The 24,377-nt window shown below is 69.8% G+C and carries 22 protein-coding genes; 4 read left to right on the top strand and 18 right to left on the bottom strand.

Translation table 11 applies throughout. From position 1 onward, the window contains the following. Positions 1-68: 68 nt before the first annotated feature. The 6 genes from IM770_RS06680 to IM770_RS06655 form a co-directional block, all read right to left on the bottom strand. Positions 69-509 (bottom strand): molybdenum cofactor biosynthesis protein MoaE, encoded by a 441-nt coding sequence (locus IM770_RS06680; protein WP_203580341.1) that lies wholly within the window; start codon positions 507-509, stop codon positions 69-71. Next, positions 509-988 (bottom strand): MogA/MoaB family molybdenum cofactor biosynthesis protein, encoded by a 480-nt coding sequence (locus IM770_RS06675; RefSeq protein ID WP_203580340.1) that lies wholly within the window; start codon positions 986-988, stop codon positions 509-511. Before IM770_RS06675 ends, IM770_RS06680 begins: the two co-directional genes overlap by 1 nt. Before the next feature lie 23 nt (positions 989-1,011). After that, positions 1,012-3,480 (bottom strand): FdhF/YdeP family oxidoreductase, encoded by a 2,469-nt coding sequence (locus tag IM770_RS06670; protein ID WP_203580339.1) that lies wholly within the window; start codon positions 3,478-3,480, stop codon positions 1,012-1,014. Positions 3,481-3,662: 182 nt separating this feature from the next. Beyond that, positions 3,663-4,298, bottom strand: coding sequence for a DUF305 domain-containing protein (locus IM770_RS06665; RefSeq protein ID WP_203580338.1), 636 nt, complete (start codon positions 4,296-4,298; stop codon positions 3,663-3,665). Between the two features lie 90 nt (positions 4,299-4,388). After that, a complete protein-coding gene (locus IM770_RS06660) occupies positions 4,389-6,485 on the bottom strand; it encodes a helicase HerA-like domain-containing protein (RefSeq protein ID WP_203580337.1) in 2,097 nt (698 codons plus the stop codon). A gap of 13 nt (positions 6,486-6,498) precedes the next feature. Further along, positions 6,499-7,158 carry a phosphatase PAP2 family protein gene (locus IM770_RS06655; protein ID WP_203580336.1) on the bottom strand — a complete coding sequence of 220 codons (660 nt, stop codon included), beginning with the start codon at positions 7,156-7,158 and terminating at the stop codon, positions 6,499-6,501. A 66-nt stretch (positions 7,159-7,224) separates the two neighbouring features. Here IM770_RS06655 and IM770_RS06650 point away from each other — a divergent pair, with 66 nt between their 5' ends. Then, complete coding sequence (locus tag IM770_RS06650; protein ID WP_203580335.1) at positions 7,225-7,725, top strand: nitroreductase family deazaflavin-dependent oxidoreductase; 501 nt, start codon at positions 7,225-7,227, stop codon at positions 7,723-7,725. A gap of 81 nt (positions 7,726-7,806) precedes the next feature. Here IM770_RS06650 and IM770_RS06645 read toward each other — a convergent pair whose 3' ends face one another. Further along, complete coding sequence (locus IM770_RS06645; RefSeq protein WP_203580334.1) at positions 7,807-9,162, bottom strand: multidrug effflux MFS transporter; 1,356 nt, start codon at positions 9,160-9,162, stop codon at positions 7,807-7,809. A 389-nt stretch (positions 9,163-9,551) separates the two neighbouring features. Between IM770_RS06645 and IM770_RS06640 the strand changes: the two genes are divergently transcribed. Together IM770_RS06640 and IM770_RS06635 are read left to right on the top strand one after the other, a co-directional pair. Then, positions 9,552-10,262, top strand: coding sequence for a thioredoxin-like domain-containing protein (locus tag IM770_RS06640; protein ID WP_203580333.1), 711 nt, complete (start codon positions 9,552-9,554; stop codon positions 10,260-10,262). 7 nt (positions 10,263-10,269) lie between these two features. Further along, the gene (locus IM770_RS06635; protein WP_203580332.1) at positions 10,270-10,944 is read left to right on the top strand and encodes a DUF305 domain-containing protein; all 675 of its coding nucleotides are present in this window, start codon (positions 10,270-10,272) and stop codon (positions 10,942-10,944) included. A gap of 117 nt (positions 10,945-11,061) precedes the next feature. Here IM770_RS06635 and IM770_RS06630 read toward each other — a convergent pair whose 3' ends face one another. From IM770_RS06630 to IM770_RS06620, 3 genes are all read right to left on the bottom strand, one after another. Next, positions 11,062-12,033 (bottom strand): carbohydrate ABC transporter permease, encoded by a 972-nt coding sequence (locus IM770_RS06630; protein WP_203580331.1) that lies wholly within the window; start codon positions 12,031-12,033, stop codon positions 11,062-11,064. Beyond that, positions 12,033-13,166: a carbohydrate ABC transporter permease gene (locus tag IM770_RS06625; RefSeq protein WP_203580330.1), complete on the bottom strand. Its 1,134-nt coding sequence runs from the start codon at positions 13,164-13,166 to the stop codon at positions 12,033-12,035. The genes IM770_RS06630 and IM770_RS06625 overlap by 1 nt, the downstream gene beginning before the upstream one ends. A gap of 99 nt (positions 13,167-13,265) precedes the next feature. Further along, positions 13,266-14,606, bottom strand: a complete 1,341-nt coding sequence (locus IM770_RS06620; protein ID WP_203580329.1) for an ABC transporter substrate-binding protein — start codon at positions 14,604-14,606, stop codon at positions 13,266-13,268. A 239-nt stretch (positions 14,607-14,845) separates the two neighbouring features. Here IM770_RS06620 and IM770_RS06615 point away from each other — a divergent pair, with 239 nt between their 5' ends. Beyond that, entirely contained in the window at positions 14,846-15,895 is a 1,050-nt protein-coding gene (locus tag IM770_RS06615) for a LacI family DNA-binding transcriptional regulator (RefSeq protein WP_203580328.1), read from the top strand. A 9-nt stretch (positions 15,896-15,904) separates the two neighbouring features. On the opposite strand, the gene IM770_RS06610 is transcribed toward IM770_RS06615, so the two are convergent. The 8 genes from IM770_RS06610 to IM770_RS06575 all read right to left on the bottom strand — a co-directional run bounded on the left by IM770_RS06610 (position 15,905) and on the right by IM770_RS06575 (position 24,359). Continuing rightward, positions 15,905-16,207: a hypothetical protein gene (locus tag IM770_RS06610; protein ID WP_203580327.1), complete on the bottom strand. Its 303-nt coding sequence runs from the start codon at positions 16,205-16,207 to the stop codon at positions 15,905-15,907. Then, entirely contained in the window at positions 16,204-18,060 is a 1,857-nt protein-coding gene (locus IM770_RS06605) for a DUF6807 family protein (RefSeq protein WP_203580326.1), read from the bottom strand. The genes IM770_RS06610 and IM770_RS06605 overlap by 4 nt, the downstream gene beginning before the upstream one ends. Positions 18,061-18,429: 369 nt before the next feature. Further along, positions 18,430-19,770 (bottom strand): ABC transporter substrate-binding protein, encoded by a 1,341-nt coding sequence (locus tag IM770_RS06600; protein WP_203580325.1) that lies wholly within the window; start codon positions 19,768-19,770, stop codon positions 18,430-18,432. Positions 19,771-19,864: 94 nt separating this feature from the next. After that, positions 19,865-20,788: a carbohydrate ABC transporter permease gene (locus IM770_RS06595; protein ID WP_372430655.1), complete on the bottom strand. Its 924-nt coding sequence runs from the start codon at positions 20,786-20,788 to the stop codon at positions 19,865-19,867. After that, a complete protein-coding gene (locus tag IM770_RS06590) occupies positions 20,775-21,701 on the bottom strand; it encodes a carbohydrate ABC transporter permease (RefSeq protein ID WP_203580324.1) in 927 nt (308 codons plus the stop codon). Before IM770_RS06590 ends, IM770_RS06595 begins: the two co-directional genes overlap by 14 nt. Before the next feature lie 304 nt (positions 21,702-22,005). After that, the gene (gene rplL / locus IM770_RS06585; RefSeq protein WP_203580323.1) at positions 22,006-22,392 is read right to left on the bottom strand and encodes a 50S ribosomal protein L7/L12; all 387 of its coding nucleotides are present in this window, start codon (positions 22,390-22,392) and stop codon (positions 22,006-22,008) included. Positions 22,393-22,434: 42 nt separating this feature from the next. Then, complete coding sequence (gene rplJ, locus IM770_RS06580) at positions 22,435-22,950, bottom strand: 50S ribosomal protein L10 (protein WP_109211493.1); 516 nt, start codon at positions 22,948-22,950, stop codon at positions 22,435-22,437. 425 nt (positions 22,951-23,375) lie between these two features. Next, the gene (locus tag IM770_RS06575; RefSeq protein ID WP_203580322.1) at positions 23,376-24,359 is read right to left on the bottom strand and encodes a type IV toxin-antitoxin system AbiEi family antitoxin; all 984 of its coding nucleotides are present in this window, start codon (positions 24,357-24,359) and stop codon (positions 23,376-23,378) included. Positions 24,360-24,377: the final 18 nt, after the last annotated feature.

The following is a 24,377-nucleotide window of genomic DNA, read 5'->3' as shown; positions in this document are numbered from 1 at the left end:
CCGCGAACCGGCGCGTCGGCGAAGACCTCCGATTCTGTGCTCGGGGGCGAGCAACGGGCCGGAAGCGCTCAGCCGCCGAGGCCGAGCCAGGTGGCGGTGCCGTCGGACTCGACCTGCTTCTTCCACACGGGGAGGTCGGTCTTGATCGTCTCGATGAGCGTGCGGCACACCTCGAACGCCTCGGCCCGGTGCGCGGAGGCGACCGCGATGACGACGGCCGCGTCGCCGACCCCGAGCGTGCCGACCCGGTGCGAGACGGCGACCAGTGCGCCGGTGGCCCCGATCGCTGCGGCGGCGAGGCGGGTCAGCGTCTGTTCGGCGTCGGGGTGGGCGGAGTATTCGAGGGCGACCACGGCGGTGGCGGCATCCGGATCATGATCGCGAACGCGACCGACGAACGTCGTGACGGCGCCCATATGCGCGTCGTCGACGGCGCGCAGGTGCGCGTCGAGGTCCAGCGGCTCGGCGCTGATCGCCGCGACCCGCACCGCGTTCGTCGCGACGGTCATCAGTGGTCGCTCCCGCCGAGCTGGTCGAGCACGTGACGCGCGACCGACAGCACCACCGGCATCCCCGACGCGACGCCGGCCGGCGAGCCGGGCAGGTTGACGACGAGCGCCCCGTGCGGGTCGACGACACCGGCGAGACCCCGCGTCAGCATGCCGGCGGGCTTCTCGGACGCGCCGCGCCGGCGCAGCTCCTCGGCGATGCCGGGGATCTCGCGTGTCACGACGCGCGACGTGCCCTCGGGCGTCTGATCACGCGGTGAGACGCCGGTGCCGCCGGTCGTGATGATGAGCTTGACTCCGGCGACGATCTCGACGGTGAGCGCGCGCTCGACGCTGTCGGCGCCGTCGGGCACGACGACCGCGTCGTCGCAATCGAACCCGGCCTCACGGAGGGCGGCGACCGCGATCGGCCCGCTCTCGTCGGCCCGCGCGCCGGTGGCCGAGCGGTCCGAGACGGTGACGACGGCGGCTCGGATCATGGCTTCAGCCTAGGCGCATGACGTCATGCGCGGCGCTCCAGGCGCACCACCACCGACTTCGATGTGGGGGTTCCCGAGACGTCGGCGACCGAGTCCAGCGGCACGAGCACGTTCGTCTCGGGGTAGTACGCCGCGGCGTTGCCCCGGGGCGTCGAGTAGGCGACGATCCGGAACTCCTCGGCCCGACGCTCCTCGACACTGCCGCCCGGGGTGGTCCACTCCGACACCAGGTCGACGATGTCGTCCTCGGCGAACCCGAGCTGCTGGATGTCCTTCGCGTTCACCAGCACCACCCGGCGGCCGTCGTGGATGCCGCGGTACCGGTCGTCCTTGCCGTAGATCGTGGTGTTGTACTGGTCGTGCGAGCGCAGCGTCTGCAGCAGCAGCCGACCCCGCGGGATGCGCGGGTACTCGAGCGGGTTGGCCGTGAACCGGGCCTTGCCGTCGACGGTCGCGAACCGGCGCGCATCGCGCGGGCCGTTCGGCAGGTGCAGCGTGCGGCCCTTGTCGATGCGCTCCTCGTAGCCCTCGAACCCCGGGACGACCCGCTCGATGTGGGAGCGGATGAGCGCGTAGTCGGCCTCGAGCGCTGCCCAGTCGGCGTGCGGGACGTTGGCCGCTTCGACAAGCTCAGCGACCGGAGGGTGCGCCTCGGCGGGATCCGTTCGGTGGGCCTGCGCCGCCTCTTCGGTGGGCGTGCGCTCCGGGTAACCGCGATCGTGTCGCGCGGGGTCAGCGGCCGCCTCGGTCGCGAAGGCGGGCGTCGGCGAGGCGGTGCCGGAGCCGAACACCAGCGCGCTCAGCCGGGCGACGATCGCGACCTCGCTGAGCAGTTCCTCCGACGGCGGGGCGAGCCGGCCGCGCGAGGCGTGCACGGCGCCCATCGAATCCTCGACGGTGACCCGCTGCTCGGCGCCGCCGCGACGGTCGCGGTCGGTGCGGCCCAGTGTCGGCAGGATCAGCGCACGGCGCCCGGTGACCACGTGCGAGCGGTTGAGCTTCGTCGAGACGTGCACCGTCAGCCCCACCTGAGCCATGCCAGCCTCCACCACCCGGGTGTCGGGGGTGGCCGAGACGAAGTTGCCGCCCATGCTCATGAAGAACCGCACGCGGCCGTCGCGCATCGCGCGGATCGCCTGCACGGTGTCGAAGCCGTGCTCGCGCGGGGCCGCGAACCCGAACTCGGCGTCCAGCGCGTCGAGGAAGGCGGTCGACGGCTTCTCGTAGATGCCCACGGTCCGGTCGCCCTGCACGTTCGAGTGACCGCGGACCGGGCAGAGGCCTGCTCCGGAGCGCCCGATGTTTCCCTGCAGCAGCAGCACGTTCACGATCTCGCGCAAGGTGGGCACCGAGTGCTTGTGCTGGGTCAGTCCCATCGCCCAGCACACGATCGTCGCCCTCGACCGCCGGACCGCCTCGCCCACGCGCCGCAGCCCCTTCTCGGGGATGCCGGTGGCCTTCACGAGCTCGGGCCACGAGGCATCCGTCATCGCCTGCCGGTAGGCGTCGAAGCCGCTCGTGTGCTCCGCGATGAAGTCGTCGTCGAGGACGCCGCCGTCGGCGGCCTCGGCCTCGAGCAGGTGCTTGCCGATCGCCTGGAACAGCGCCTGGTCACCGCCGAGGCGGATCTGCACGAACGCGTCGGCGAGCTTGGTGCCGCCGAAGGCCACGCCGCGGACGGTCTGCGGGTTCTCGAAGCGGATGAGCCCCGCCTCGGGCAGCGGGTTCACCGCGATGATCGTGGCGCCGCGCTGCTTGGCCTTCTCGAGCGCCGACAGCATCCGCGGGTGGTTCGTGCCGGGGTTCTGACCGGCGACGATCAGCAGGTCGGCCTCGTGGACGTCTTCGATCGAGACAGTGCCCTTGCCGATGCCGATCGTCTCCGTCAGCGCCGAGCCGCTGGACTCGTGGCACATGTTCGAGCAGTCCGGCAGGTTGTTCGTGCCGACGCCGCGCACCAGCAGCTGGTACAGGAAGGCAGCCTCGTTGGAGGTGCGGCCCGAGGTGTAGAAGACCGCTTCGTCAGGGTCGTCCAGCGCGCGCAGCTCGTCGGCCACGAGCGCCAGCGCGTCGTCCCACGAGATCGGGCGGTAATGGGTGTCGCCCTCGTCGAGGATCATCGGGTGGGTCAGGCGGCCCTGCTGGCCGAGCCACCAGTCGTCGTGCGCGCGGAGCTGGTCGAGCGAGTGGGTGGCGAAGAACTCCGGGCCGACGCGGCGCAGCGTCGCCTCCTCGGCGACGGCCTTCGCACCGTTCTCACAGAACTCCGCGATGTGGCGCTTGTCTTCTTCGGGCCAGGCGCATCCGGGGCAGTCGAAGCCGTCCTTCTGGTTGACCCGGCGCAGGGTCTGCACGGATCGCGCGACGCCCATCTGCTCATTCGCGTACTCCAGGGCATGCAGCACCGCGGGAACGCCGACCGCGACCTTCTTGGGCCGCGACACATGCACGCGCGTCTCGTCGATGTCGCTCTTCGGAGGCTTCGTCGCCATGCCTCCAGGCTAAGCCTCGGGAGGCTTCCTGGCGCCGCTGCGGGGCTGTGCCGCAGGGGCTGCCACAGGAGAACCGGCGTTCCAGAGGAGCGAAACACCCGCAATGTCCTGCATAACCCCCGTTCCCCTGCGGAAGGGGATGACGGATGCCGCGGCCCGCCGCACCTCGCCCGCCCAGGGCGTCAGGGCAGTTCGTCGAGGATGCCCTGCAGGGTCGCGGCATCGGCCTCGGCCTGCCGCAGCACCTGCGCGGCCGACTCCACCACCGCCGGGTGCGGATCGCCCTCGAGGATCAGCGTCACCAAGGCGATCATCCCGGCGTTCTGCGCCTGGACGATCTCGGCGAAGCGCCGCTCGGCCGCGGGGTGCTGCGCGTCCACCAGCCCCTGCAGCGCGCTCCATGCCGGCATGCCGGGCATCTGCGCGTGGTCGGCGCCGTGACCCGCGCACGGGCCCTCGTCGGGCGGCTCGAGGGGGCGCGCATCCGCCCAGGAGACGTACCACTCGCGCAGATCCTCGAGTTCGTCCTCGTTCCGCTGCACGATGCCCTGCGCGAACCCGCTCGCCCCGGCATCCAGTCCGTCCTTGCGCAGCAGCGTCTGTGCGAGTTCCTGCTCCTCAACGCGGTAGTAGATCATCGCCTCGACGTAGCAGTAGTCGTCGGCCGTCACCGGCGCGGACGCCGACGGCGACGCCGAGGCGGCGGGCGCGGCATCCGTCGTCCGTCCTGCCGTCGAGGCGAGCGCCAGCCCGATGCCGGCCGCGGCGGTCGCCAGAGCGAGCGTCAGCGCGACGATGGCGACGGCTCTGCGGCGCACGGAGACCTTTCGGGGTGAGGACGGATCCTCCCCGCCCGCGCAGCGCACGCCACGCGGCCCGAAGCTGGCGGGCGCGGGGACTCGGGGGCCTCAGCGCCTGCCGGTGCCGAAGATCCCGCGGATCACTCCCCCCAGTATCGTCTGCGTCGACTTGGAGTTCAGAATCTGCTCGATCGGCGACTTCTGCGCCGACCGCGAGGTGCGGCTCGTGCCGGCCGTCTTCTTCAGCAGCCGCTCGTACTCCTGCTGCGCCTTCTTCTCCGCCGCGGCGCTCGCCCTGTCGGCGGCCGCCTGCTGCTTGTCGATCGCGGCCTTCTGCTTGGCGTACTCGGCGTCGGCCCTCGCCTTCGCGAGCGCCGCCTCCTCGGCTGCGGCGGCGTCGTCGGCGGCCTTCATCTTCGCGGTGAGCACCTCGCGGGCCGACTCGCGGTCGATCGCCGTGCCGTACTTCGCCAGCAACGGCGACGCCTTCACCGCGGCCTCGATCGCCGGGTCGGGCGTCGGCGACATCAGGCCCTGCGGCGCGCGCAGCCGGGTCCAGGCGACCGGTGTGGGGGCGCCCTTCTCACTCATCACCGTGACGATCGCCTCGCCGGTGCCGAGCTCCTGCAGCACGCGCTCGAGGTCGTAGCCCGACTTGGGATAGGTGCCGACGGTGGCGCGCAGCGCCTTGGCGTCGTCGGGTGTGAACGCCCGCAGCGCGTGCTGCACGCGCGAGCCGAGCTGCGCGAGCACGTCGGACGGCACGTCCTTCGGGGTCTGCGTCACGAAGAACACCCCGACGCCCTTCGAGCGGATCAGCCGCACCGTCTGCACGATCGCCGACAGGAAGTCCTTCGACGCGTCCTTGAAGAGCAGGTGCGCCTCATCGAAGAAGAAGACGAGCTTCGGCTTGTCGGCATCGCCGACCTCGGGGAGGATCTCGAACAGCTCGGCCAGCAGGTACATCAGGAAGGTCGAGAACAGCTCGGGCTTGTCGATGACCCCTGGCACCTCGAGCAGGCTGATGATGCCGCGACCGTCGGGCGCCGTGCGGATGAAGTCCGCGACGTCGAACTCGGGCTCGCCGAAGAAGACGTCGGCCCCGGCATCCGCGAAGGTGATCAGCTCGCGCAGGATCACGCCCGCTGTCGCCGCCGACAGCCCGCCCAGCTCTTTGAGCTCGGCCTTGCCCTCGTCGCTGGTGAGGTGAGTGAGCACGGCGCGGAGGTCCGACAGGTCGACGAGGGCGAGGCCGTTGGCGTCGGCGTAGTGGAACACCAGGCCGAGGCTCGACTCCTGCGTCGCGTTGAGGCCCAGCACCTTGCTCAGCAGCAGCGGCCCGAAGCCCGAGACGGTCGCGCGCACGGGCACGCCCTTGCCGACGCCGCCCAGCGCGAAGTACTCGGTCACCGACGCCTCGGGCTTCCAGTCCTGCCCGATCGCCTGCGTGCGCGCGAACAGCTTCTCGCTCGGCTCACCCGGGGTCGCGACTCCCGAGAGGTCGCCCTTGATGTCGGCCGCGAACACCGGCACGCCCTTGGCCGCCAGCTGCTCGGCGAGCCCCTGCAGCGTGCGCGTCTTGCCGGTGCCGGTCGCGCCGGCGACGAGGCCGTGGCGGTTCATCATGCCGAGCGGGATGCGGATCTGCGCCGACGGCACAGGGTCGGTGTTGAGGAGGGCGCCGAGATCGAGGGTCTGCGTGGCGGCGTCGAACGTGTAGCCGGCGGTGATCTTCTGGATCTCTTCAGGTTTCAGGGGGCCGGTGTGGGTTGTCGGGCCGGTGTGGGTTGTCGGGGCGGGTTGCGTTGCGGAGGCGGTTGGGTGGGGGGTTCGCTCCTGCGTCGGCCGGGGTACCGTCGGCGCTCCCGCGGGCCCTGGGGTCGCGGCGACCGGGGGCTCGCCGGGGGCGGCCGCGACGGAGGTGTCGGTCTGTGCGGGTGCGTCGGGCTCAGCGGCGGGTGAGGCCGGTTCCTGCGGGGCGGGCTGGGCGGGGGCCGCCGGGGTGGAGGGCGTGCCGGTGGCTCTGGCCTTTGCGGCGGCGGCCTCGGCGGCGGCCAGGGCGGCGCGCGCCTGCGCGGCCTTGAGCTGGGCCTCGGCGGCCTCGGCTTCGGCGCGGAGACGCGCCAGTTCCGCCTCGGCCGCGGCGACGGCCGGATCGATCGCGGTGGAGTCGGGCGCGGGCGAATCGGGCGCGGCGGCGGTCATGCGCTCAGCCTAGTCAGCGGCTTTTGGCCACGGCATCCGCCCGCTCCCGCGTCAGCGGCACCGCGAACGCGGCCGCGACCAGCAGCGCGGCACCCGCCCCGAGCAGGGCGCCGCCGACGGTGTCGCTCAGCCAGTGCGCGTGGAGGTAGGTGCGGCTGAATGCCATGAGCACCACCCAGACGCCTCCCACGATCGCGACCCAGACCCGCGGGAAGATCACGAACGCCGCCACCGCGATCGTCGCCGCATTCGCGACGTGACCCGACGGGTACGAGCCGAAGTCGGCCACGATGAGGATGTCTTCGGGCCGCACCCGGCCGAACAGGTGCTTGAGCAGCTGCACGCCGGCGGCCGAGACGGCCTCCGCGGCGAGGAAGTAGGCCGCGGCCCATGGCCTGCGCACCAGGACGAGCGCGATGGCACCGCCGATCGGCACGGCCAGCACACCGAACCACCCGCCGCCCACCCAGTCCATGAACTGGCAGAACGCCGTGACCACCGGGTGGAAGAGGTTCGCGACCAGGGCGTTCCAGCCGAGGTCGACGGCGAACGGCTCCTCACCCCTGCTGAAGATCCACCAGCCGAGGAGGCACGCGAACAGCACGAGGGCGCCACCCGCTGCGAGATACCAGACGACGGACGTCCTCACCCGCCGCTCTGCCGAGGTCGTCATCGCCCCATTGTGCCCGCCGCGGCCCGATTCCGGGCGCCACTTGCCGGAGTCGGGCAGGATGTGGCAATGGGAATCGTCGTGGACGCGGTACGCGCGGTGATCGCGCCGCTCACTCGCACCCGGGTCTTCCGCCGGATCATCGGCCCGGTCTTCCTGCCGCCGGTCGAGCGCCTCGTCGCCCGGATCTCGCGCGGACGCGTGCAGCTGAGCGCGCTGCTGGTGCCCTCCCTCGTCCTGCACACGACCGGCGCGAGGTCGGGCGAGCCGCGCGACGTGCCGCTGATGTACACGGCCGACGGCCACGGACGTGCGATCGTCGCCGGCACGAACTTCGCCGGGCAGCGGCATCCGGCGTGGACCGCCAATCTGCTCGCCCACCCCGACGCGGCCATCACCGTCCGCGGTCGCCGCATGCCCGTGCGGGCGACGCCGATCCCCGACCACGAGCGCGACGCCGCGTGGGCGACGATCGAACGGCAGTGGCCGGGGTACCGCAACTACGAGCGCGAGTCGGGGCGCACGGTGCGGCTGTTCCGCCTCCAGCCGGTGCGCGACGCGGAGCGCTGAGCCCGGAGCACGGGACGCGCAACGCGGACAGTGGGACGGCTCGCGGCGCCTCGCACCGCCACGCGGTTCAGGGCGCGAGGCTCAGGGAGCGAGGCGCTCCACGGTACGGGGCCGCACGATCAGCCACAGCGACAGCACGCCGACGACGGCGCAGCCGACCATGACCGAGGCCATCGTCGTGGCCGTGATGCCGGCATCCCTCGCGATCCACCCGACGAGCGGCGAGATCAGGCCGGCCACGCCGAAGTTCGTCGCTCCGACGATCGACTGCGCGGTGCCGGCGGCCTTGCCGTGGCGGTCGAGCGCGAGCACCTGCACGCAGGGGAACGTGAACCCGCACGCCGTCATGAAGAAGAACAGCGGCACCATCGTGCCCCAGATGCCGAAGCCCAGCTGGTCGGTGACGATGATGGCGGATGCCGCGACCACGAGCACCGCCGTCGACCACGCCATCACCCACTGCGGGCCGAAGCGGGCGGCGAGCCGCGACGCCGTCTGCACGCCCAGGACGACGCCGAGCGAGTTCACGGCGAAGAGCAGGCCGTACTGCTGCGCGTTGAAGCCGTACTCCTGCTGGAACAGGAACGACGAGCTCGAGAGGTACGAGAACAGGCCCGAGAAGGTCATGCCGCCGATGATGAGCACGCCGATGAAGACGCGGTCGCTGAAGACGCTGCGATAGCGCTGCCACACGGTGGTGGCGCCCTTCTCGTGCCGGCGGGCCGGCGGCAGCGTCTCGGGCAGGAGCACGATCGCCGAGACGAGCATGACCGCGCCGTACACGGCCAGCACGACGAAGATGCCGCGCCAGGGCATGACCGCCAGGAGCGCCGAGCCGACCAGCGGCGCGAGCACCGGCGCGACGCCCGACACGAGCGCGAGGCGCGACAGCATGACCACCAGGCGACGGCCGCCGAACAGGTCGCGCACGATGGCGGCCGCGACGACTCCGCCGGCGGCGGCACCCGCCCCCTGCAGCACGCGCGCGACCGAGAGCAGCTCGAGCGTGGGGGCGAGCGCGGCGGCGGTGCTCGCGAGCACGTGGAGCGCCGTGACCGACAGCAGCGGCACGCGCCGGCCGACCTTGTCGCTGAGCGGCCCGACGATCAGCTGGCCGAGCGCGAAGCCGATCATCGTGCCCGTGAGCGTCAGCTGGATCGCGGCCGCCGTGGTGTCGAAGTCGGCCTCGAGCACCGGGAAGGCCGGCAGGTACAGGTCGATCGTGAACGGGCCGAGTGCCGTGAGCGCGCCGAGCAGGATGATGTAGAGCACCCGGCGGCGGTGCGGGATCGAGTCCCCGGGGTGCAGGACGATGGGCGCCGTCGCGGGGTTGCTCCCCAGCGTGCGGATGGCGCCCGTCGAGGTCGGATGCGGCGCGGGCTCAGCGGGGCGGCGGTCTTCGGGCTTCTGGACGGGGACGGAGGCGGTGTCGAGCAACAGTGGACTTCGTTTCGTGGCGAGAGTTTCGACGGGGAGCGCTGGCGAGGAGGAACCGCACGGGGCCGGAAGCCGGTCGTGGTGCGCGGAACGGGAGGGGTGGCGGACCGAGAGACGCGGACGATCCGGCGCTGCCGATCGACGCCGTCATCCGCACGACCGACCTGAAGGAAGGTCGAATCGATTCGAGTACCCATGATAACGGATGCCGCGCCGCACCCTGCAAGCGCCTTCCCAGCAGGCACCGCTGGCAGGCGCCCGCCGCTGTCGGCGCCTTCCCAGGGCCGGGACACATGCGCTCGCATAGGATGAGGGCAACCCGCCACCCGCTTTCCGCGGCACGCGCCGGGCGCCCAGACCCCTGTTCAAGAACGGCAGAGATCACGAGCATGACCCCGACCTCCGACGACAAGCGCAAGAGCGGCAACCCCGCGACTCAGGCGAAGATCGACCTCACTGTCAAGCAGCAGCGCGAGCAGAAGCGCCAGGAGAAGCTGGCCGAGTACCAGAAGCAGCTCGCCAAGCGCCGGCGCAGCAAGCTGGTGTGGTGGATCGTCGGCTCGACCGCCGCGGTGCTCGTGGTGGGGGCCATCGTCGCCTCCATCGTCTTCGCGCCGGCGCCCGCGCCGAGCTACGCCCGCGGAGACGGCGACGGCAGCGGTATCGAGGGCGTCGAGACCTTCACCAACACCGCCAACCACGTCGACACCGCGGTGGACTACCCGCAGACGCCCCCGGCCGGCGGCGACCACAACGCTGCCTGGCTGAACTGCGGCGTCTACACCGAGCCGGTGCCCAACGAGAATGCGGTGCACTCCCTCGAGCACGGCGCCGTGTGGATCACGTACGACCCGGCCCAGGTGACCGACGAAGACATCGCGGCCCTCGAAGACGAGCTCCCGTCCACGTACACGCTGCTCACGCCGTACCCCGACATGGACACCCCGATCGCCGTCAGCGCGTGGAACGCCCAGCTGAAGGTCGACTCCGCCGACGACCAACGGATCGCGGAGTTCATCCAGGCGTACTGGAACAGCACCAACGCCCCCGAGCCGGGCGCGGCCTGCACCGGCGCGTTCGAAGCTCCCGGCAAGAAGTAGGCCCGACATGACGGACGAGCCATCGGCGGGAGGCTCCCGGCGGTGGTTCGTCGTCACCGTCGCACTCATCCTCATCGCCGGCCTCGCCTTCGCGGTGGGACGCTTCTCGACGTTCGGCACACAGGGCGGCGCGGCCACTCCCGGGACGAGCTCGCCCGAGGCCGGGTTCTCGCGCGACATGCAGGTGCATCACGCGCAGGCCATCGAGATGGCGATGGAGATCTACCGCAAGACCGACGACAGCGAGCTGCGGATCCTCGCCTACGACATCGCCACCGGGCAGGCCGGCCAGCGCGGTCAGATGTACGACTGGCTCGTGCAATGGGGACTCCCCCAGGCCGGCGGTCCCATGATGCAGTGGATGGAGGCCTCCGAGGCCGGCCACGCGCACGGCGCCACCTCCTCGGAGCCGATGAGCGACGAAGAAGCGCACGCCGCGATGGGCATGGCCTCGGCGGACGAGATCGCAGCGCTCGAGGCCGCCACGGGCCAGGAGGCCGACTGCCGGTTCCTCACCCTCATGATCCGCCACCACGAGGGCGCCATCCCGATGGCCGAGGCGCTGCTCGAACTCGGCAGCGACGGGCGCGCCCTCGAGGTCGCCGAGGCGATCAAGAACGGGCAGACGGCCGAGATTGACGCGATGCGCTCCATCCAGGACCGCCTCGGCTGCGCCGCCTGACGCGCCCGTCCGCGGACGCCTGCGGGCCAGCGCCGCCCCTCGGCACGCGCAGGGATGACGGATGCCGCGGGCCGGCGCCGAAGCGCCCGCCCGCGGCATCCGTCACTACTCGGTCTTTCAGCCCTTCGTGCTGCCCGCGAGGAGTCCGCGGACGAAGAACCGCTGCAGCGACAGGAACACGACCAGCGGCACCACGAGGGCGATGAACGCGCCCGCCGTGAGCAGGAACCAGTCCTGACCGCGGTTTCCGGTCATCTCGGCGAGGAGTTTCGTGATCGGCGCCACATTGCCGTCGGCGAAGATGAGGGCGACCAGCAGGTCGTTCCACACCCACAGGAACTGGAAGATCGCCACCGACGCGATCGCCGGCATCGTGAGCGGCAGGATGATCCGGAAGAAGATCTGCCCGTGACCCGCGCCGTCGACCCGCGCCGCCTCGATCACCTCACCCGGGATCTCCGACACGAAGTTATGCAGCAGGAAGATCGCCAGCGGCAGCGCGAAGATCGTGTGGGCGATCCACACCTGCGCGTAGCCGGCCGAGCCGATGGCCTGGATCACCGGGATGCCGAAGATCGTGCCGCGCGAGAACAGCTGCAGCAGCGGGATCAGCGCCATCTGGATCGGGACGATCTGCAGGGCGAACACCAGGATGAACAGGATGTTCTTGCCCCGGAAGTCCATCCACGCGAACGCGTAGGCCGCGAGCAGCGCGATCGAGATCGGGATGATCGTGGCCGGGATCGTGATCGCGAACGAGTTGACGAACGCCTGCGCCATCGTGAGCTGGCTGTTGCCCGCCTGGAGCGCCGTCGCGTAGTTCTCGAGCGTCCAGCCCCAGTTCTCGAAGACGGTCCACCAGCCCGTGGTCTGGATGAGCTCCCGCGGACGGAACGAGCTGATCAGCAGGCCGAAGGTGGGGATCGTCCAGAGGATCGCGATGATCAGCGCGGCGAGCGTCGCCCAGCGCGACGTCAGCCGGCGCTTGGTCTTGCCGAACATGTCGCGATCGGCTCTGCGGGCTCCGCGTGCGAGCTCCTTCTTGCCCTCTTCGTCGATCGGCAGATCGACCGGCATCACCGCGCTCATCACCGCACCTCCCTCTGCTTCTTGAGCTGGATCGCGTTGTAGATCACGATCGGCAGCACCAGCACGAACAGGATCACCGCGAAGGCGGCCGAGCGCCCTGCTTCGAAGCTGCGGAACTGGGTGTACATCTCGTTCGCGATGACCGAGGTGTTGTTGTTGCCGCCGGTCATCGTGCGCACGATGTCGAACACCTTCAGCGAGGCGATCGAGATCGTGGTCAGGACCACGATGAGCGCGGGCCGGATGCCCGGGACGATGACGTTGATGAAGCGCTGCCAGCCGTTGGTGCCGTCGAGCTCCGCCGCCTCGATCTGCTCGGTGGGCACGCCCTTGATGGCGGCGGACAGGATCACCATCGCGAAACCGGTCTGGATCCAGATGAGGACGACGATCAGGAACAGCGTGTTCCAGGGCTCGACCGCGAGGAAGTTCACGGGCGTGCCGCCGAACCACACGATCACCTGGTTGAGGAAGCCGATCTGCTCCTGATCGGCGGGCCGCGCGGTGTACATGAAGCGCCAGATGATCGAGGCGCCCACGAACGAGATCGCCATCGGCATGAAGACGAGGATCTTGTAGTACCGCTCGCCGCGGGTCTTGTCGATGAAGTACGCGTACGCGAGGCCGGCGATCGTCGACACCGCCGGCGCGATCAGCACCCACACGATCGTGTTCACGATGACCCGGACGTTCTGCTCCTGCGAGAAGATCCAGACGAAGTTGTCCCACCCGACGAACGCGGTGCCGCGGGAGTTCATGAAGGCCTGGAACATCGTCTGGATCGTCGGCACGATCAGGCCGACCAGCAGCAGCAGGATCGCCGGCGTCAGGAAGCCGAACAGCTGGAAGAGCGACCCCTCGCCGCCCCTGGCCCGCTTGTCGAGGAAGAAGAAGAGCAGGCCCAGCACCGCCGCGGCGGCGATGGCCCACTGATACGACTGCAGGAACCAGAGGAAGAGGGCGGGAAATGCCACGCACGCCGCCAGCCGGATGTACGTGTACATGCGACCGGGGCGAGTGGCGATCTCGACGAAGAACAGGATGAGCGCGACCACGAGCAGGAACACCCCGACGATGACGAGGATCTCCAGCCACGGGTTGAGCGTGCTCACCCATCTCAGGAAGGCGGACATGGGTACCTTTCGGGTGCGACGTCGGCGCTGACGTGTGCAGCGGGAGGGAGAAGGGGCCGCCGCCGTGCGGCGGCGGCCCCGTTCAGAAGCGGGCGGGCGTTACTCCGCCGGCCAGCCGGACTCGATCTGCTCCAGCACCGTGTCGAGCGGAGTGCCGTTCACATAGTCGACCATCCCCTTGAAGAACGTGCCCGCGCCGACCGCACCCGGCATCAGGTCGGATGCGTCGAAGCGGAACGTGGTGTCTTCGCTCTGCAGGATCGCGATGGCCTCCTGCAGGATGGGGCTGGACGCGCTCTCGGGGTCGAGACCCTTGTTGGCGCTGATGACGCCGCCGAGGCTGACCCGGTTGTTCGCCCACTCGGGGCTCGAGAGGAACTCCTGCACCTTCACGGTCGCCTCGTCGTCGCTGAACGCCGCGACGATCTCGCCGCCGCCGGTCACCACGTCGCCCGCGGACTCGCCGCCGGCCTCGTACGGCGGGAGGAGGAAGGCCCAGATGTCGCCGTCCTCTCCGACCTCAGCGCCGGCGTCGACCAGGAAGCCGTCGAAGAACGACGCCTGGTGGTGCAGGGCGCACGATCCGTCGGCCATCGCAGCCGCCGGGTCGGTGCCGAACGGGGTCGTCGGAATCGTGTCGATACCGCCGAAGCCCGCGTTGACGTACTCGCCGTTGAGGGCGATCTTGCCGAACTCCTCGAACGCCGACTTGATCTGCGGGTCGGTGAAGGGGATCTCGTTGGCGATCCACTGGTCGTAGACCTCGGTGCCGGATTGGCGCAGCACGATGTCTTCGACCCAGTCGGTGCCGGGCCAGCCCGTCGCGGCATCGGACTGGAAGCCGATGCACCACGGTGCGGTCCCGAGGTCGGCCTGGGCCTGCGCGGTCAGGTCGAGCACGCCCTGCCAGTCGGTCGGGACCTCCCAGCCGTGTTCGGCGAACTGCGACGGCGAGTACCAGACCCACCCCTTCACGCTGGCCATCAGCGGCGCGCCGTACAGCGTGCCGTCGACGGTGCCGTAGCCGGCCCAGTCCTCACTCCAGTACTCCGCCACGTTGTCGGCGACGCCCTGCGGGGCAGGCAGGATCAGGTCGCGGCTGGCCATGTCGGCCATGAGACCCGGCTGCGGGAAGATCGCGAGGTCGGGCGGCGTGCCGCCCTGCGCGCGAACAGCGATCTGCGCCTCGAACTCCTTCGACCCCTCGTACTGGATGTCGATGTCGTTCTCTTCCTCCCAGTCGGCCCAGGACTCCTCGAGCAGCTCCTGCTCGGGAGCGACGATCGTGCCGTAGACGGTGACGACGTTCTCGCCACCCTCCTCGCCGCCGCCGCCGCCGTCGTCGACGCCCGGTCCGCCCGTGCATCCGACGAGCACCAGGCCCGTCGTTCCGGCCAGGGCGACAGCCGCGATGACGCGGCCTCGTGTCGATGTCTTCATGCGTCCTCCTCTTTGAGCTCCGCGGACCGACTGCTGTTCCCGGACCGCGTGCGAACTTCGGGAACCGATTCCATGCCCACGGTAGGGGATGCCGCCAGGCCGCACAATGACCGAGGGTCACAACTCGGTAAACGCCCGAAGCGGGGTGGTGCGCGGACCGCGTTCACGGCACAATGAGCGCTGGAACCGGTTCCAGATTTCCGGGCGACGGCGAGGTCGCCGGGCACGAGGAGGACCCGATGGCGGGCATCGCCGACGTCGCCCGGCTGGCAGGCGTCTCGAAATCGACGGCTTCGCGGGCGCTCACGGGAGCCGGGTACGTCTCCGAGGCGACGCGGACGCGCGTGAGGGATGCCGCCGCCTCGCTGGGCTACGTCCCGACGACGTCCGCGGTCAGTCTGGTGACCGGCCGCACTCAGACCGTCGGCGTCGTGATGCCTTCGCTCGACCGCTGGTTCTTCACCCAGGTGCTCGAGGGGATCCAGGACGCCCTCCTCGAGCGCCGCTACGACCTGGCCCTCTACGGCGCGCGCCCCGAGTCCGCTGCTCGTCGCGAGATGTTCGAGCACTTCCTCGCGCGGAAGAGATTCGACGGGCTCATCGCGGTGGGGATCGAACCCAACGCCCGCGAGCTGGAGCGACTGGTCGCGTTCGGGAAGCCCGTCGTGGCGGTGGGCGGCTACGACATCGGCACCAACGCCGTCTCGATCGACGACGGAGCGGCCGCCCGGATCGCGACCGACCACCTGATCGGACTCGGGCATCGCGAGATCGTCTTCCTGGGCGGCGATCCCGACGGCCGCCACACGAGCTTCAGCGACGGTCGCCGGCTGGACGGATACCTCGCGGCGATGCGCGAGGCCGGGATCGAGGCATCCGCTCGGCATCTCCCCTCCGAGGTGACGCTGCCGGGAGGGTACGCCGCAGCCGTGGACCTTCTCGGCGACCGCCGCACCCGCCCCACCGGGATCATCGGCGTATGCGACGAGGTGGCGGTCGGCGCCATCATCGCGGCGCGGCGTCTCGGGATCCGCGTGCCCGAACGGCTGAGCGTCGTCGGCATCGACGACCACTCCTATGCCGACATGTTCTCGCTGACGACGCTGCAGCAGCGCCCGCACCAGCAGGGGCGCGCGGCGGTGCAGCTGCTCATGTGGCAGCTCGACGATCCCGGCGCGTCGACGCACCGGCTCTACGAGTCGTCGCCGCTCGTGGTGCGCAACTCCACCGCGCCGGTGGACGACGACGCGTCCGCGGTCATCGGGGTCGGCAGGCTGGGCTCGCCCTGACGCTGCGTGTCAGAGCGCGCCGAGGTCTCGGACCGTCCGGGCATCCCAGGCGACGCGCTCGACGCCCCGCGCCGGCGCGAGCCGCGTGAGACCGGTGTGGGTCGGGATGGGCGTGCTCAGCACCACGATGCCGGGACCGCCCGCGTCGACATGGCGGCCGCGTCGGCGAAGACGTGCGTGGAGGAGGGAACGTCGCCGCCGCCCCGGGGGGTCGGCGACGGCGACGAGTTCGAGATCGGCGGCGCGCCGGAGCAACGCATCGAATGGCTGCGGCCGTGACGCCGGCCACGCCGACGCGGAGCCGTGGGTCACAGGCTCGCCTCGGCGCGCAGCGACGGGAGCGCCGCTTCGACGGCAGCGGCGTCGGGAAGCTCTTCGTCGAGGACGAAGGCCGTCAGCTCGAGACCGAGCTCGCCGCCCTCCGGGATGGTGCGCGGTTCATCCCACGCCACCGACGGTCCCGCGCCGAGATACTCCGCGAAGCGGACGAACCACGGCAGCGCGTCGTCGCCCTGCGTCAGGATGACCGACGTGCCGCGCTCGGGGAAGGTGAACGCCAACCACGGCGTCACCGCGCCGTGCACCTCGCGCTCGGTGTCGCCCGCCGGGCTGAACACCCGCGCGATCTCGGGCGCGAACCGCCAGAAGATGCCGCCGTAGCCGGCGCCCTCGCGACCGTTGGTCGCGGGCGAGCCGAAGGTGATGGCGTCGAGCGTGGCCTTGAGGTGGCTGCGCCACCGCAGCGCCCACCCGTTCGCGAGCTCCGCGGAGCGCAGTTCGCGCACCTCGACCAGCTGCGTCGTGCCGCGTTCGTCGACCCAGCTGAGCCGCTCGTCGAGGGAGTGGCCGTCGATGTGGAGGCGATCCCGCCGCTGCCGGCCGTGATTGGGGACCATGATCGAGCCCTCGCCGCGCACGTACGTGCGACCACCCCAGTACGAGGTGCCGTTGACGTCGGCGATGGCGAGGCTGACGCCGAGGTGGTGGGGGTGGTCGGTCGGCTCGGTGACGGTGAGCGGCGTGCCGGTCCGCGAGATCACGGCGTCGAGGTACGGCCGTGGCGACAGCACCGAGTCGACGTTCGCACCCTCCTCGTACTGGGCCACCACGGTCGAGCCCAGCCGGAGCACGGGACGGGCCGGACCCACCCAGCCACTCGCGTGCGAGGCCGGTCCCGAGCTGCGGCGCGGGACGAGGACGGGACGATAGAAGAGGGGGTGGTCGGCGCTCTCGCCGTCCAGCGCTTGACGCATGCGATTCCAAGCCTGCCGCCCGATCTCGATCCGCGGGACCGACATGGTCGTCAGCGGAGGGGCGGCGAAACGAGACTGCGGGATGTCGTCGATCCCGACGATGGAGAGTTGTTCGGGCACCTCGACGCCGACTTCGCGCAGGCGCGACATCAGGCCGAGGGCGACGAGGTCGTTGAAGGCGATCGCGGCCGTGGCCCCGGTCTCGAGCACGGCGTCTGCGGCGTCGTAGCCGGCCTCCATGCTCGATCCGGCCGGAATGGTGAGGAACTCGAGGTCGGGGTACTCGCGGCCGAGTTCGCCGAGTCCTTGTGCCCGCTGGTCGTTGGCGAAGCTGAGCGGCGGGCCGGCCACGTACGCGATGCGGCGATGGCCGAAGCCGCGCAGGTGCACGCCCAGCTCCTTGACCGCGGTGGCGTAGTCGACCGACAGCTGGGCCGCGGCGGTGTCGTCGACGCGGCGGTTCACCACCACGACCGGCGTGGTGCGCTGGATCAGGTCCCGCAGCTCGGCGTCGGGCATGCGCGGCGACACCAGCACGAGCGCGTCGCACTTGCTGCGGGCCTCGCTCGCGATGTCGGCCTCCACGCCGACTGCTTCCGCGCTGTCGGCGACGAGCACCCGGTAGCCGTCGCGCGCGGCGGCGACGGTGAGCCCCTTCAGCACGCCCTGGAACATCGGGTTCTCGAGGTCGGGAACGAGGAGCGCGATCGTGTGGCTGCTCCCCCGGACCAGGCTGCGTGCCGCCTCGCTGGGCGAGTAGTTCAGCGCGGCGACGGCGCGATTCACCTTCGCGACGATGGCCGGGTCGACGGTGGCGACCCCGTTGAGGACGCGCGACACCGACGCCTGCGAAACCCCGGCGTGCTGTGCGACCTGCGCCATCGTGATCGGGCGCGACGTGACCTCGCTCACTGCGATCCCCCTCCTCTCTCAATCTTGGGCGCGAACGGGCCCGGTGCGGCGCATTCGCGCGAGTCTGATGTCCACGGTCCGACCCGCGGCGGTGGTCGCCGGGGTGCGGTTCCCGGTGCGATCCGCCGGGGTGGTCCCGGCGGGTCCGCCGGGTTCGCCCCCGCGGCAGTCCGCCGCAGGTTCGCCCGCGGTGGCCAGCTGCGGTTCGCCCGGGGCGTGCGCCGCGGGGTTCTGGTCTCGTCGGCGGGCTGCTCCGCCGCGGTGCGGTGGTTGGCCCGCCCGGGGCCGGACCCCTCATCACTTCGGTCCGGCCCCGTGCGGTCTGGGGACGACGGGCCGCGCCTCGGGCGGGCGCGGCCCGATCGTCGGCTAGATGGCGGCGTCGTCGAGCGCCTGCTGCAGCTCCGCGATGAAGCTCTCGGCGGCATCCTCGGGAGTGACCTCGCCGAACAGCACGCGCTGGGTGTGCTGGTCGATGATGGTCTCGATCGCGCCACCGCCCGGAGGGGTCGCCGGCGGAGCGTCGCCCACACGCGGGGCGATCTTGTCGAGGAAGTCCACGACCTCCTGGTTGACCTCGTCGAGCTTCGGGGTGATGTACTCGCGGATCTTGTCGTTCGCCGGCACACCGCGCTCGGCGAGGAGCAGGTCGGCCGCCTCCTCGCTGTTGGCGAGGAAGTCGAGGAACAGCGCCACCTCGGCCGGGTGCTCGGTCTTGGCCGAAGCCGACCAGAACATCGACGGCTTGTAGTACGCCGCGCTGCTCTCGCCTTCGTCGGGCGTCGGCACCATCAGCGGCACCAGGTTCTGGCCGCTGGCGTCGCGCAGCGCCGCGACCTGGTTCGACCACCACGGACCGAACGCGGACTGGTTGGTCGCGGTGAACGACTCGGCGAGGCCGGCCGACTCGCGCTCGATCGTCGCCGACGGGTCGGGCGTGCCGCCCGCCTCGGTGACGTCGAGCAGGTTCTGCCACCACGCCGCGAGCGTGTCAGCGCTGGCCGTCACCTCGGGTGAGCCGTCCTCGGCGTAGAGGGACTCGCCGTGCTGGCGCAGCCAGTTGTTGAGGCCGCCGTCCTCGAAGCCCCACGACTGGGAGCCGATGACCGCGCCGCCGCTGGCGGTCGTGACCTCCTCGGCGATCTCGTTGAGGTCCTCCCACGACCAGGTCTCTTCGTCCGGCAGCTCGATCCCCAGGCTGTCGAGCAGGTCGACGTTCGCCATGTAGGTGTAGGTGTTGATGCCGACCGGGATGCCGTACTGCGTGCCGTCGAGCGCGCCGGTCCCCAGGACCGCCTCGGGGAAGTCGCCGGTCGGCAGCTGGTCGCCGAGGGTCCCGAGGTCGAGCAGCACCCCGTTGGCGGCGTACGTCGACAGCTGCTTCTCGTCCATCTGGATGATGTCGGGCGCGTCGCCGGCCGCGACGGTCGTGGCGAGCTTGTCCCAGTACCCCGCCCAGTCGGTGTACTGCGGCTCGATCGTGATGTTCTCGTGCTCGGCCTCGAAGGCCGCGATGAGCTCCTCGGTGATCCCGTGGCGGACGTCGTTGCCCCACCAGGTGAAGCTGAGCGTCACAGGCTCGTCGGACAGGGTCGGGCCGGTGGCGGCGGGCTCTTCCGCCGCGCCTCCGCAGGCCGTCAGCGTCAGCATCGTCGCTGCGCCGACGGAGGTCAGCAGCAACCAGCGCGATGCGGTTGTGGTGCGTCGCATGTCTTGCATCCTTTCGACCGAAGTCGGTGAGTGGTGTTGGTGCGTGTGATGAGGGTGGGCCTCGCGGCCCGCGAAGGAGTGCGTGACGCGTGCGTCACTTGATCCCGGTCGTCGCGATCCCCTTGATGAGGAACTTCTGGCCGAACAGGAAGATCAGGAAGATCGGGATGAGCGAGACGACGCTCATCGCGAACATCTGGGCGTAGTTGGTCGTGCTCTGCGCGTCCTCGAACGAACGGAGCGCCAGGGGCACCGTGTACAGCTCGGGCTTGGTGAGGAAGATGAGCTGGGAGAAGAAGTCGTTCCACGTCCAGATGAAGGTGAAGATCGCGGTGGTCGCCAGAGCCGGCACCATCAGCGGCAGGATGATCTGCAGGAAGATGCGCGGGTGGCCGGCGCCGTCGATGCGCGCCGCCTCATCGAGCTCCTTCGGGATGCCGCGGATGAACTGCACCATCAGGAAGATGAAGAACGCGTCGGTGGCCAGCAGCCTCGGCACGATCAGCGGCAGGAACGTGTTCACCCAGCCGAGCTGCGAGAACAGCACGTACTGCGGGACGATGATCACGTGGATGGGGAGCATGATGCTCAGCAGCATCACCGCAAACCAGAACCGCTTGGCCGTGAAGTGCAGGCGGGCGAAGGCGTACGCGGCCATCGAGCACGACACCAGATTGCCGATGATGCAGCCCAGCACGATCAGCGCCGAGTTCCACATGTAGACGTTGAAGGGATACGCCAGCGCGTTCCATCCGTCGGTGTAGTTCGAGATCTCGAAGCTGTCCGGGATGATCGACGGATCCCGGAAGATCTCGTCGTTGGGCCGCAGCGAACTGACGACCATCCAGATCACCGGATAGAGCATGCCGAGGGCCAGAGCGATGAGGAGCGCGTGGCGCACGATGCTCGTCACCGGCCGGCGGAACGGACTGCGCCGGCGGGTGCGCGGGGCGTGACCGGTGACGATGGTCTCGGTCGCGAGCGGGGCCGTCATGGCGGCGTCGTCAATCTTGGTCATCGTAGAAAACCCAAAACCTCGAGGTCCAGAACATCAGGACGGTCAGAATGCCGATGATGACCAGCAGCAGCCACGCCATGGCCGACGCGTAGCCCATGTTGTAGTTCGTGAAGCCCTGCTGGTACAGGTACAGCGTGTAGAAGAGGGTGGCGTCGACCGGACCGCCCGTGCCGCCCGAGACGATGTACGCCTGGGTGAACGACTGGAACGTGCCGATGAGCTGGAGCACGGCATTGAAGAAGATGATCGGCGTGAGCAGCGGGATCGTGATCCGGAACAGCTGCTGCCGCCTGCTGGCACCGTCGACGTCGGCCGCCTCGTAGTACATGGAGGGGATCTGGCGCAGGCCCGCGAGGAAGATCACCATCGGCGAACCGAACGTCCAGACGTTGAGGATCATCAGCGTGCCCAGCGCCGTATCGGGGTTCGAGATCCAGCCCTGGCCTTCGATGCCGAATACGGCGAGCACCTGGTTGACCAGGCCGTCGATGCCGAAGATCTGGCGCCACAGGATCGCGATGGCGACGCTCGCACCGAGCAGCGACGGAAGGTAGAACGCCGACCGGTAGAACGCGAGGCCACGCATGCCGCGGTCGAGCACGATCGCGAGGAACAGCGCCACGGCCAGCTGCAGCGGCAGGGAGACGAAGACGTAGGTGAAGGTGACCTGCAGTGCCGTGTGAAGCCGCTCGTCCTCCCACATCCGCACGTAGTTCTGGAAGCCGATCCACTTCGGCGGGCTCAGCAGGTTGTAGCGCGTGAACGAAAGACCGAACGACGCGACCATGGGGCCGATCGTGATCAGCGCCAATCCGACGAACCACGGCGCGAGGAACAGGTAGGCGGCCTTGTTCTGCTTCTTGCCGTCGGCCTTCGCGGTCTTGAGCTTCCCGAGCTCGCTGATGGCGCTCATGCGGCTGCTCCGCTGCCACGGCCGTCCGGCCGTGTCCTGGGGCGGTGCGTCGTCGTCACCGTATCCTCCGGTCTCGTCTTCGAGTGATGAGAATGCGCTTTCTGGAATGCGCATTCTCATTGTTGCCAGAACGGATGCCGGAGCGCAAGTCCCCAGTGAAATCAGGCCTCGACCGAGATCAAACCGTGAGAAAGGGATTTCGCGGAATACGCAGTCTCACCTGATGAAATCCCGGAGAAACGGGCCCCGGGCACGACGAAGGCCCCGGATGCGGAGCACCCGGGGCCTTCGTGAAGGAACGAGATTACTTGAGGGTAACCGTCGCGCCGGCCTCTTCGAGGGCGGCCTTCGCCTTGTCGGCGGTCTCCTTGTTGGCGCCCTCGAGGACGGCCTTCGGAGCACCGTCGACGACGGCCTTCGCCTCACCGAGGCCGAGCGAGGTGAGCTCGCGCACGACCTTGATGACCTGGATCTTCTTGTCGCCGGCGGCCTCGAGGACGACGTCGAACGAGTCCTTCTCCTCGGCCTCTTCCGGAGCGGCACCGGCGGGGGCACCCGCAGCGGCAACCGCGACCGGGGCGGCGGCGGTGACGTCGAAGGTCTCCTCGAACGCCTTGACGAACTCGCTGAGCTCGATGAGCGTGAGCTCCTTGAACGCGTCGAGCAGCTCCTCAGTGCTGAGCTTTGCCATGATGTTTCTCCTTGATTGTGGTTTTGCCTAGCCGGGCCCTTGTCAGGCCGCGGACTCCTGCTTCTCGCGCAGCGCGTCGACCGTGCGGACGGCCTTCGACGGAAGCGCATTGAAGACGTATGCCGCCTTGGTCATCGAGGCCTTCATCGCGCCGGCGAGCTTCGCCAGCAGGACTTCACGGCTCTCGAGGTCGGCGAGCTTGTTGACCTCGTCAGCGCTCAGGGGGTTTCCGTCGAAGAAACCGCCCTTGATCACGAGAAGAGGGTGTGCCTTGGCGAAGGCACGGAGACCCTTCGCGACGGAGACCGGGTCACCGTGCACGAACGCGATGGCAGACGGACCCTTGAGGTCGTCGTCCAGCGACGTGATCCCCGCGTTGTTCGCGGCGATCTTGGTCAGCGTGTTCTTCACCACGGCGTATTCCGCGTCCTGACGGATGCTGTTGCGCAGCTCCTTGAGCTGGGCAACCGTCAGACCGCGGTACTCGGTCAGCAGAACGGCGGTCGAGTCCTCGAAGTTCTTCGTGAGCTCGGCGACCGATGCTTCCTTCTGCGCCATGGCCACTCCTTGTGTGAATGAGACGCTCCGCGGTGGCGGGGCGCCGGCCGGAGGCATCCGGTCATCTCATCTCTTCACGGCAACAAAAAAGCTCCGGCGCAAGCGCACGGAGCGGGATTCCTGAATCCAGGAGAATCGTTCGTGACACCTGCGCGGGCCCCTGCGTTGCAGAGCTTCGATCTCCATGCGTTCGCACGCACGTCGATGACCGGCGGTCTTCGGCTCCCTCAAGGGTACGCGAAGCCCCCGCTTCCGCCAAATCGCCTCCGCCCCGGTGCTGCGTGCCCGATGTCGCGCCACTACGCCCGCCGACATCGCACTCTCTCGGCGAGCAACCACGTCATCGCCGCTCAGAGGGTGGTTGCTCGCCGAGGAACCGCGTAATCGACGAGCCGGCGGCGCTGCGGCGCGTGGACACGCGGCCGCTACGGGGTGCGGATGCCGAACGCGCTGAGGCGTGCAGCGAGTGACGCGGCGGAACGCAGATGACTGTGCTCAGCCCGGACGAACCTCTGCTGTGTGCGGCCGCGGATCCAGTCCTCGCGGCGCTTCTCGTCGAGGAGCACCTGCTCGAGCGTCCGACCCGATCTCAGCGCCACATCTTCGTACTTGCCCAGGCCGTCGACCTCGAGGAAGCTCCGCACGTCTTCGATCTCGATGTCGACGCGGAAAGTCTGGCCTTCTGGACCACGAACCGGCACTTGGAGCCTCAGTCGCTGAAATCCGAGCGTGCGCAGATGGACTCGGGCGAGGCTCTCGTCGGGTGACTGGGCGCGACCATCGGCGAACTCGACCACCGCCCGCGCCTGCCGGATTCCGCGTACTCCCTTGTGTCGCGCTACGCGGACCAACATGCGCTCGCGCCAATCCTCTGCGACGCCCTCGCGGTAGTCACGGCCATGAAACGCCACCTGCCGTATACCGGCGTCCACCGCGGCGACCGCCGCTTCGAAGCTGAGCGTGCGTGCGAGATCGAACAGGGTCCTGTCGAGCGTCGTCGTGCGGATGCCGTGGCGCGTCGTCACGTCATCCTCGGGCAGTCCGTCCAGGTGGCGGCGAAGACCCCTGCGGCTGGACACATGCTTCTCGCCGGGGATGGTCATATGGACGGCGCCGGGGACGTGACGAAGCAGCGGGATATCCCACAGCACCGCGGCGGACTCGTGGCAAGCGACCGCGCCGCCGCCACGCATCTCGCCGAAAGCTGCTGCCACCTCGAGGCGATGCCGGGACTCTGGCCACAGGTCCGTCCAGTCCGCGTCGAGAACGTACCGGTTCCGCTGGAGTCGCAAAAGGCTGCCACCCGCCAACGCACGTCGTATGTCCCTGTCGCTCCACCGATTGCGTTCCAGCCGCTCTCGGGTAAGGACGGCACGACGCGCGTCCTCGAAGCTGATGTGGCGAGGCATCCGTGCACGATGGCACGC

The sequence above is a fragment of the Microbacterium hibisci genome (assembly GCF_015278255.1).
GTDB classification, from domain to species: Bacteria; Actinomycetota; Actinomycetes; order Actinomycetales; family Microbacteriaceae; genus Microbacterium; species Microbacterium hibisci.
Note: the sequence above shows the minus strand (reverse complement) of the source record. Positions and strands in the feature narration are given on the sequence as shown.

Excerpts from the sequence above, each read along its gene's own strand:
- IM770_RS06670 (WP_203580339.1), bottom strand. The coding sequence starts at position 3,480 with ATGGCGACGAAGCCTCCGAAGAGCGACATCGACGAGACGCGCGTGCAT.
- IM770_RS06590 (WP_203580324.1), bottom strand. The coding sequence starts at position 21,701 with ATGAGCGCCATCAGCGAGCTCGGGAAGCTCAAGACCGCGAAGGCCGAC.
- IM770_RS06680 (WP_203580341.1), bottom strand. The coding sequence starts at position 509 with ATGACCGTCGCGACGAACGCGGTGCGGGTCGCGGCGATCAGCGCCGAG.
- rplJ (WP_109211493.1), bottom strand. The coding sequence starts at position 22,950 with ATGGCGCAGAAGGAAGCATCGGTCGCCGAGCTCACGAAGAACTTCGAG.
- IM770_RS06675 (WP_203580340.1), bottom strand. The coding sequence starts at position 988 with ATGATCCGAGCCGCCGTCGTCACCGTCTCGGACCGCTCGGCCACCGGC.
- IM770_RS06625 (WP_203580330.1), bottom strand. The coding sequence starts at position 13,166 with ATGTCCGCCTTCCTGAGATGGGTGAGCACGCTCAACCCGTGGCTGGAG.
- IM770_RS06620 (WP_203580329.1), bottom strand. The coding sequence starts at position 14,606 with ATGAAGACATCGACACGAGGCCGCGTCATCGCGGCTGTCGCCCTGGCC.
- IM770_RS06640 (WP_203580333.1), top strand. The coding sequence starts at position 9,552 with ATGACCCCGACCTCCGACGACAAGCGCAAGAGCGGCAACCCCGCGACT.
- IM770_RS06615 (WP_203580328.1), top strand. The coding sequence starts at position 14,846 with ATGGCGGGCATCGCCGACGTCGCCCGGCTGGCAGGCGTCTCGAAATCG.
- IM770_RS06650 (WP_203580335.1), top strand. The coding sequence starts at position 7,225 with ATGGGAATCGTCGTGGACGCGGTACGCGCGGTGATCGCGCCGCTCACT.
- IM770_RS06595 (WP_372430655.1), bottom strand. The coding sequence starts at position 20,788 with ATGACCAAGATTGACGACGCCGCCATGACGGCCCCGCTCGCGACCGAG.
- IM770_RS06630 (WP_203580331.1), bottom strand. The coding sequence starts at position 12,033 with ATGAGCGCGGTGATGCCGGTCGATCTGCCGATCGACGAAGAGGGCAAG.
- IM770_RS06635 (WP_203580332.1), top strand. The coding sequence starts at position 10,270 with ATGACGGACGAGCCATCGGCGGGAGGCTCCCGGCGGTGGTTCGTCGTC.
- IM770_RS06600 (WP_203580325.1), bottom strand. The coding sequence starts at position 19,770 with ATGCGACGCACCACAACCGCATCGCGCTGGTTGCTGCTGACCTCCGTC.
- IM770_RS06655 (WP_203580336.1), bottom strand. The coding sequence starts at position 7,158 with ATGACGACCTCGGCAGAGCGGCGGGTGAGGACGTCCGTCGTCTGGTAT.
- IM770_RS06660 (WP_203580337.1), bottom strand. The coding sequence starts at position 6,485 with ATGACCGCCGCCGCGCCCGATTCGCCCGCGCCCGACTCCACCGCGATC.
- IM770_RS06575 (WP_203580322.1), bottom strand. The coding sequence starts at position 24,359 with ATGCCTCGCCACATCAGCTTCGAGGACGCGCGTCGTGCCGTCCTTACC.
- rplL (WP_203580323.1), bottom strand. The coding sequence starts at position 22,392 with ATGGCAAAGCTCAGCACTGAGGAGCTGCTCGACGCGTTCAAGGAGCTC.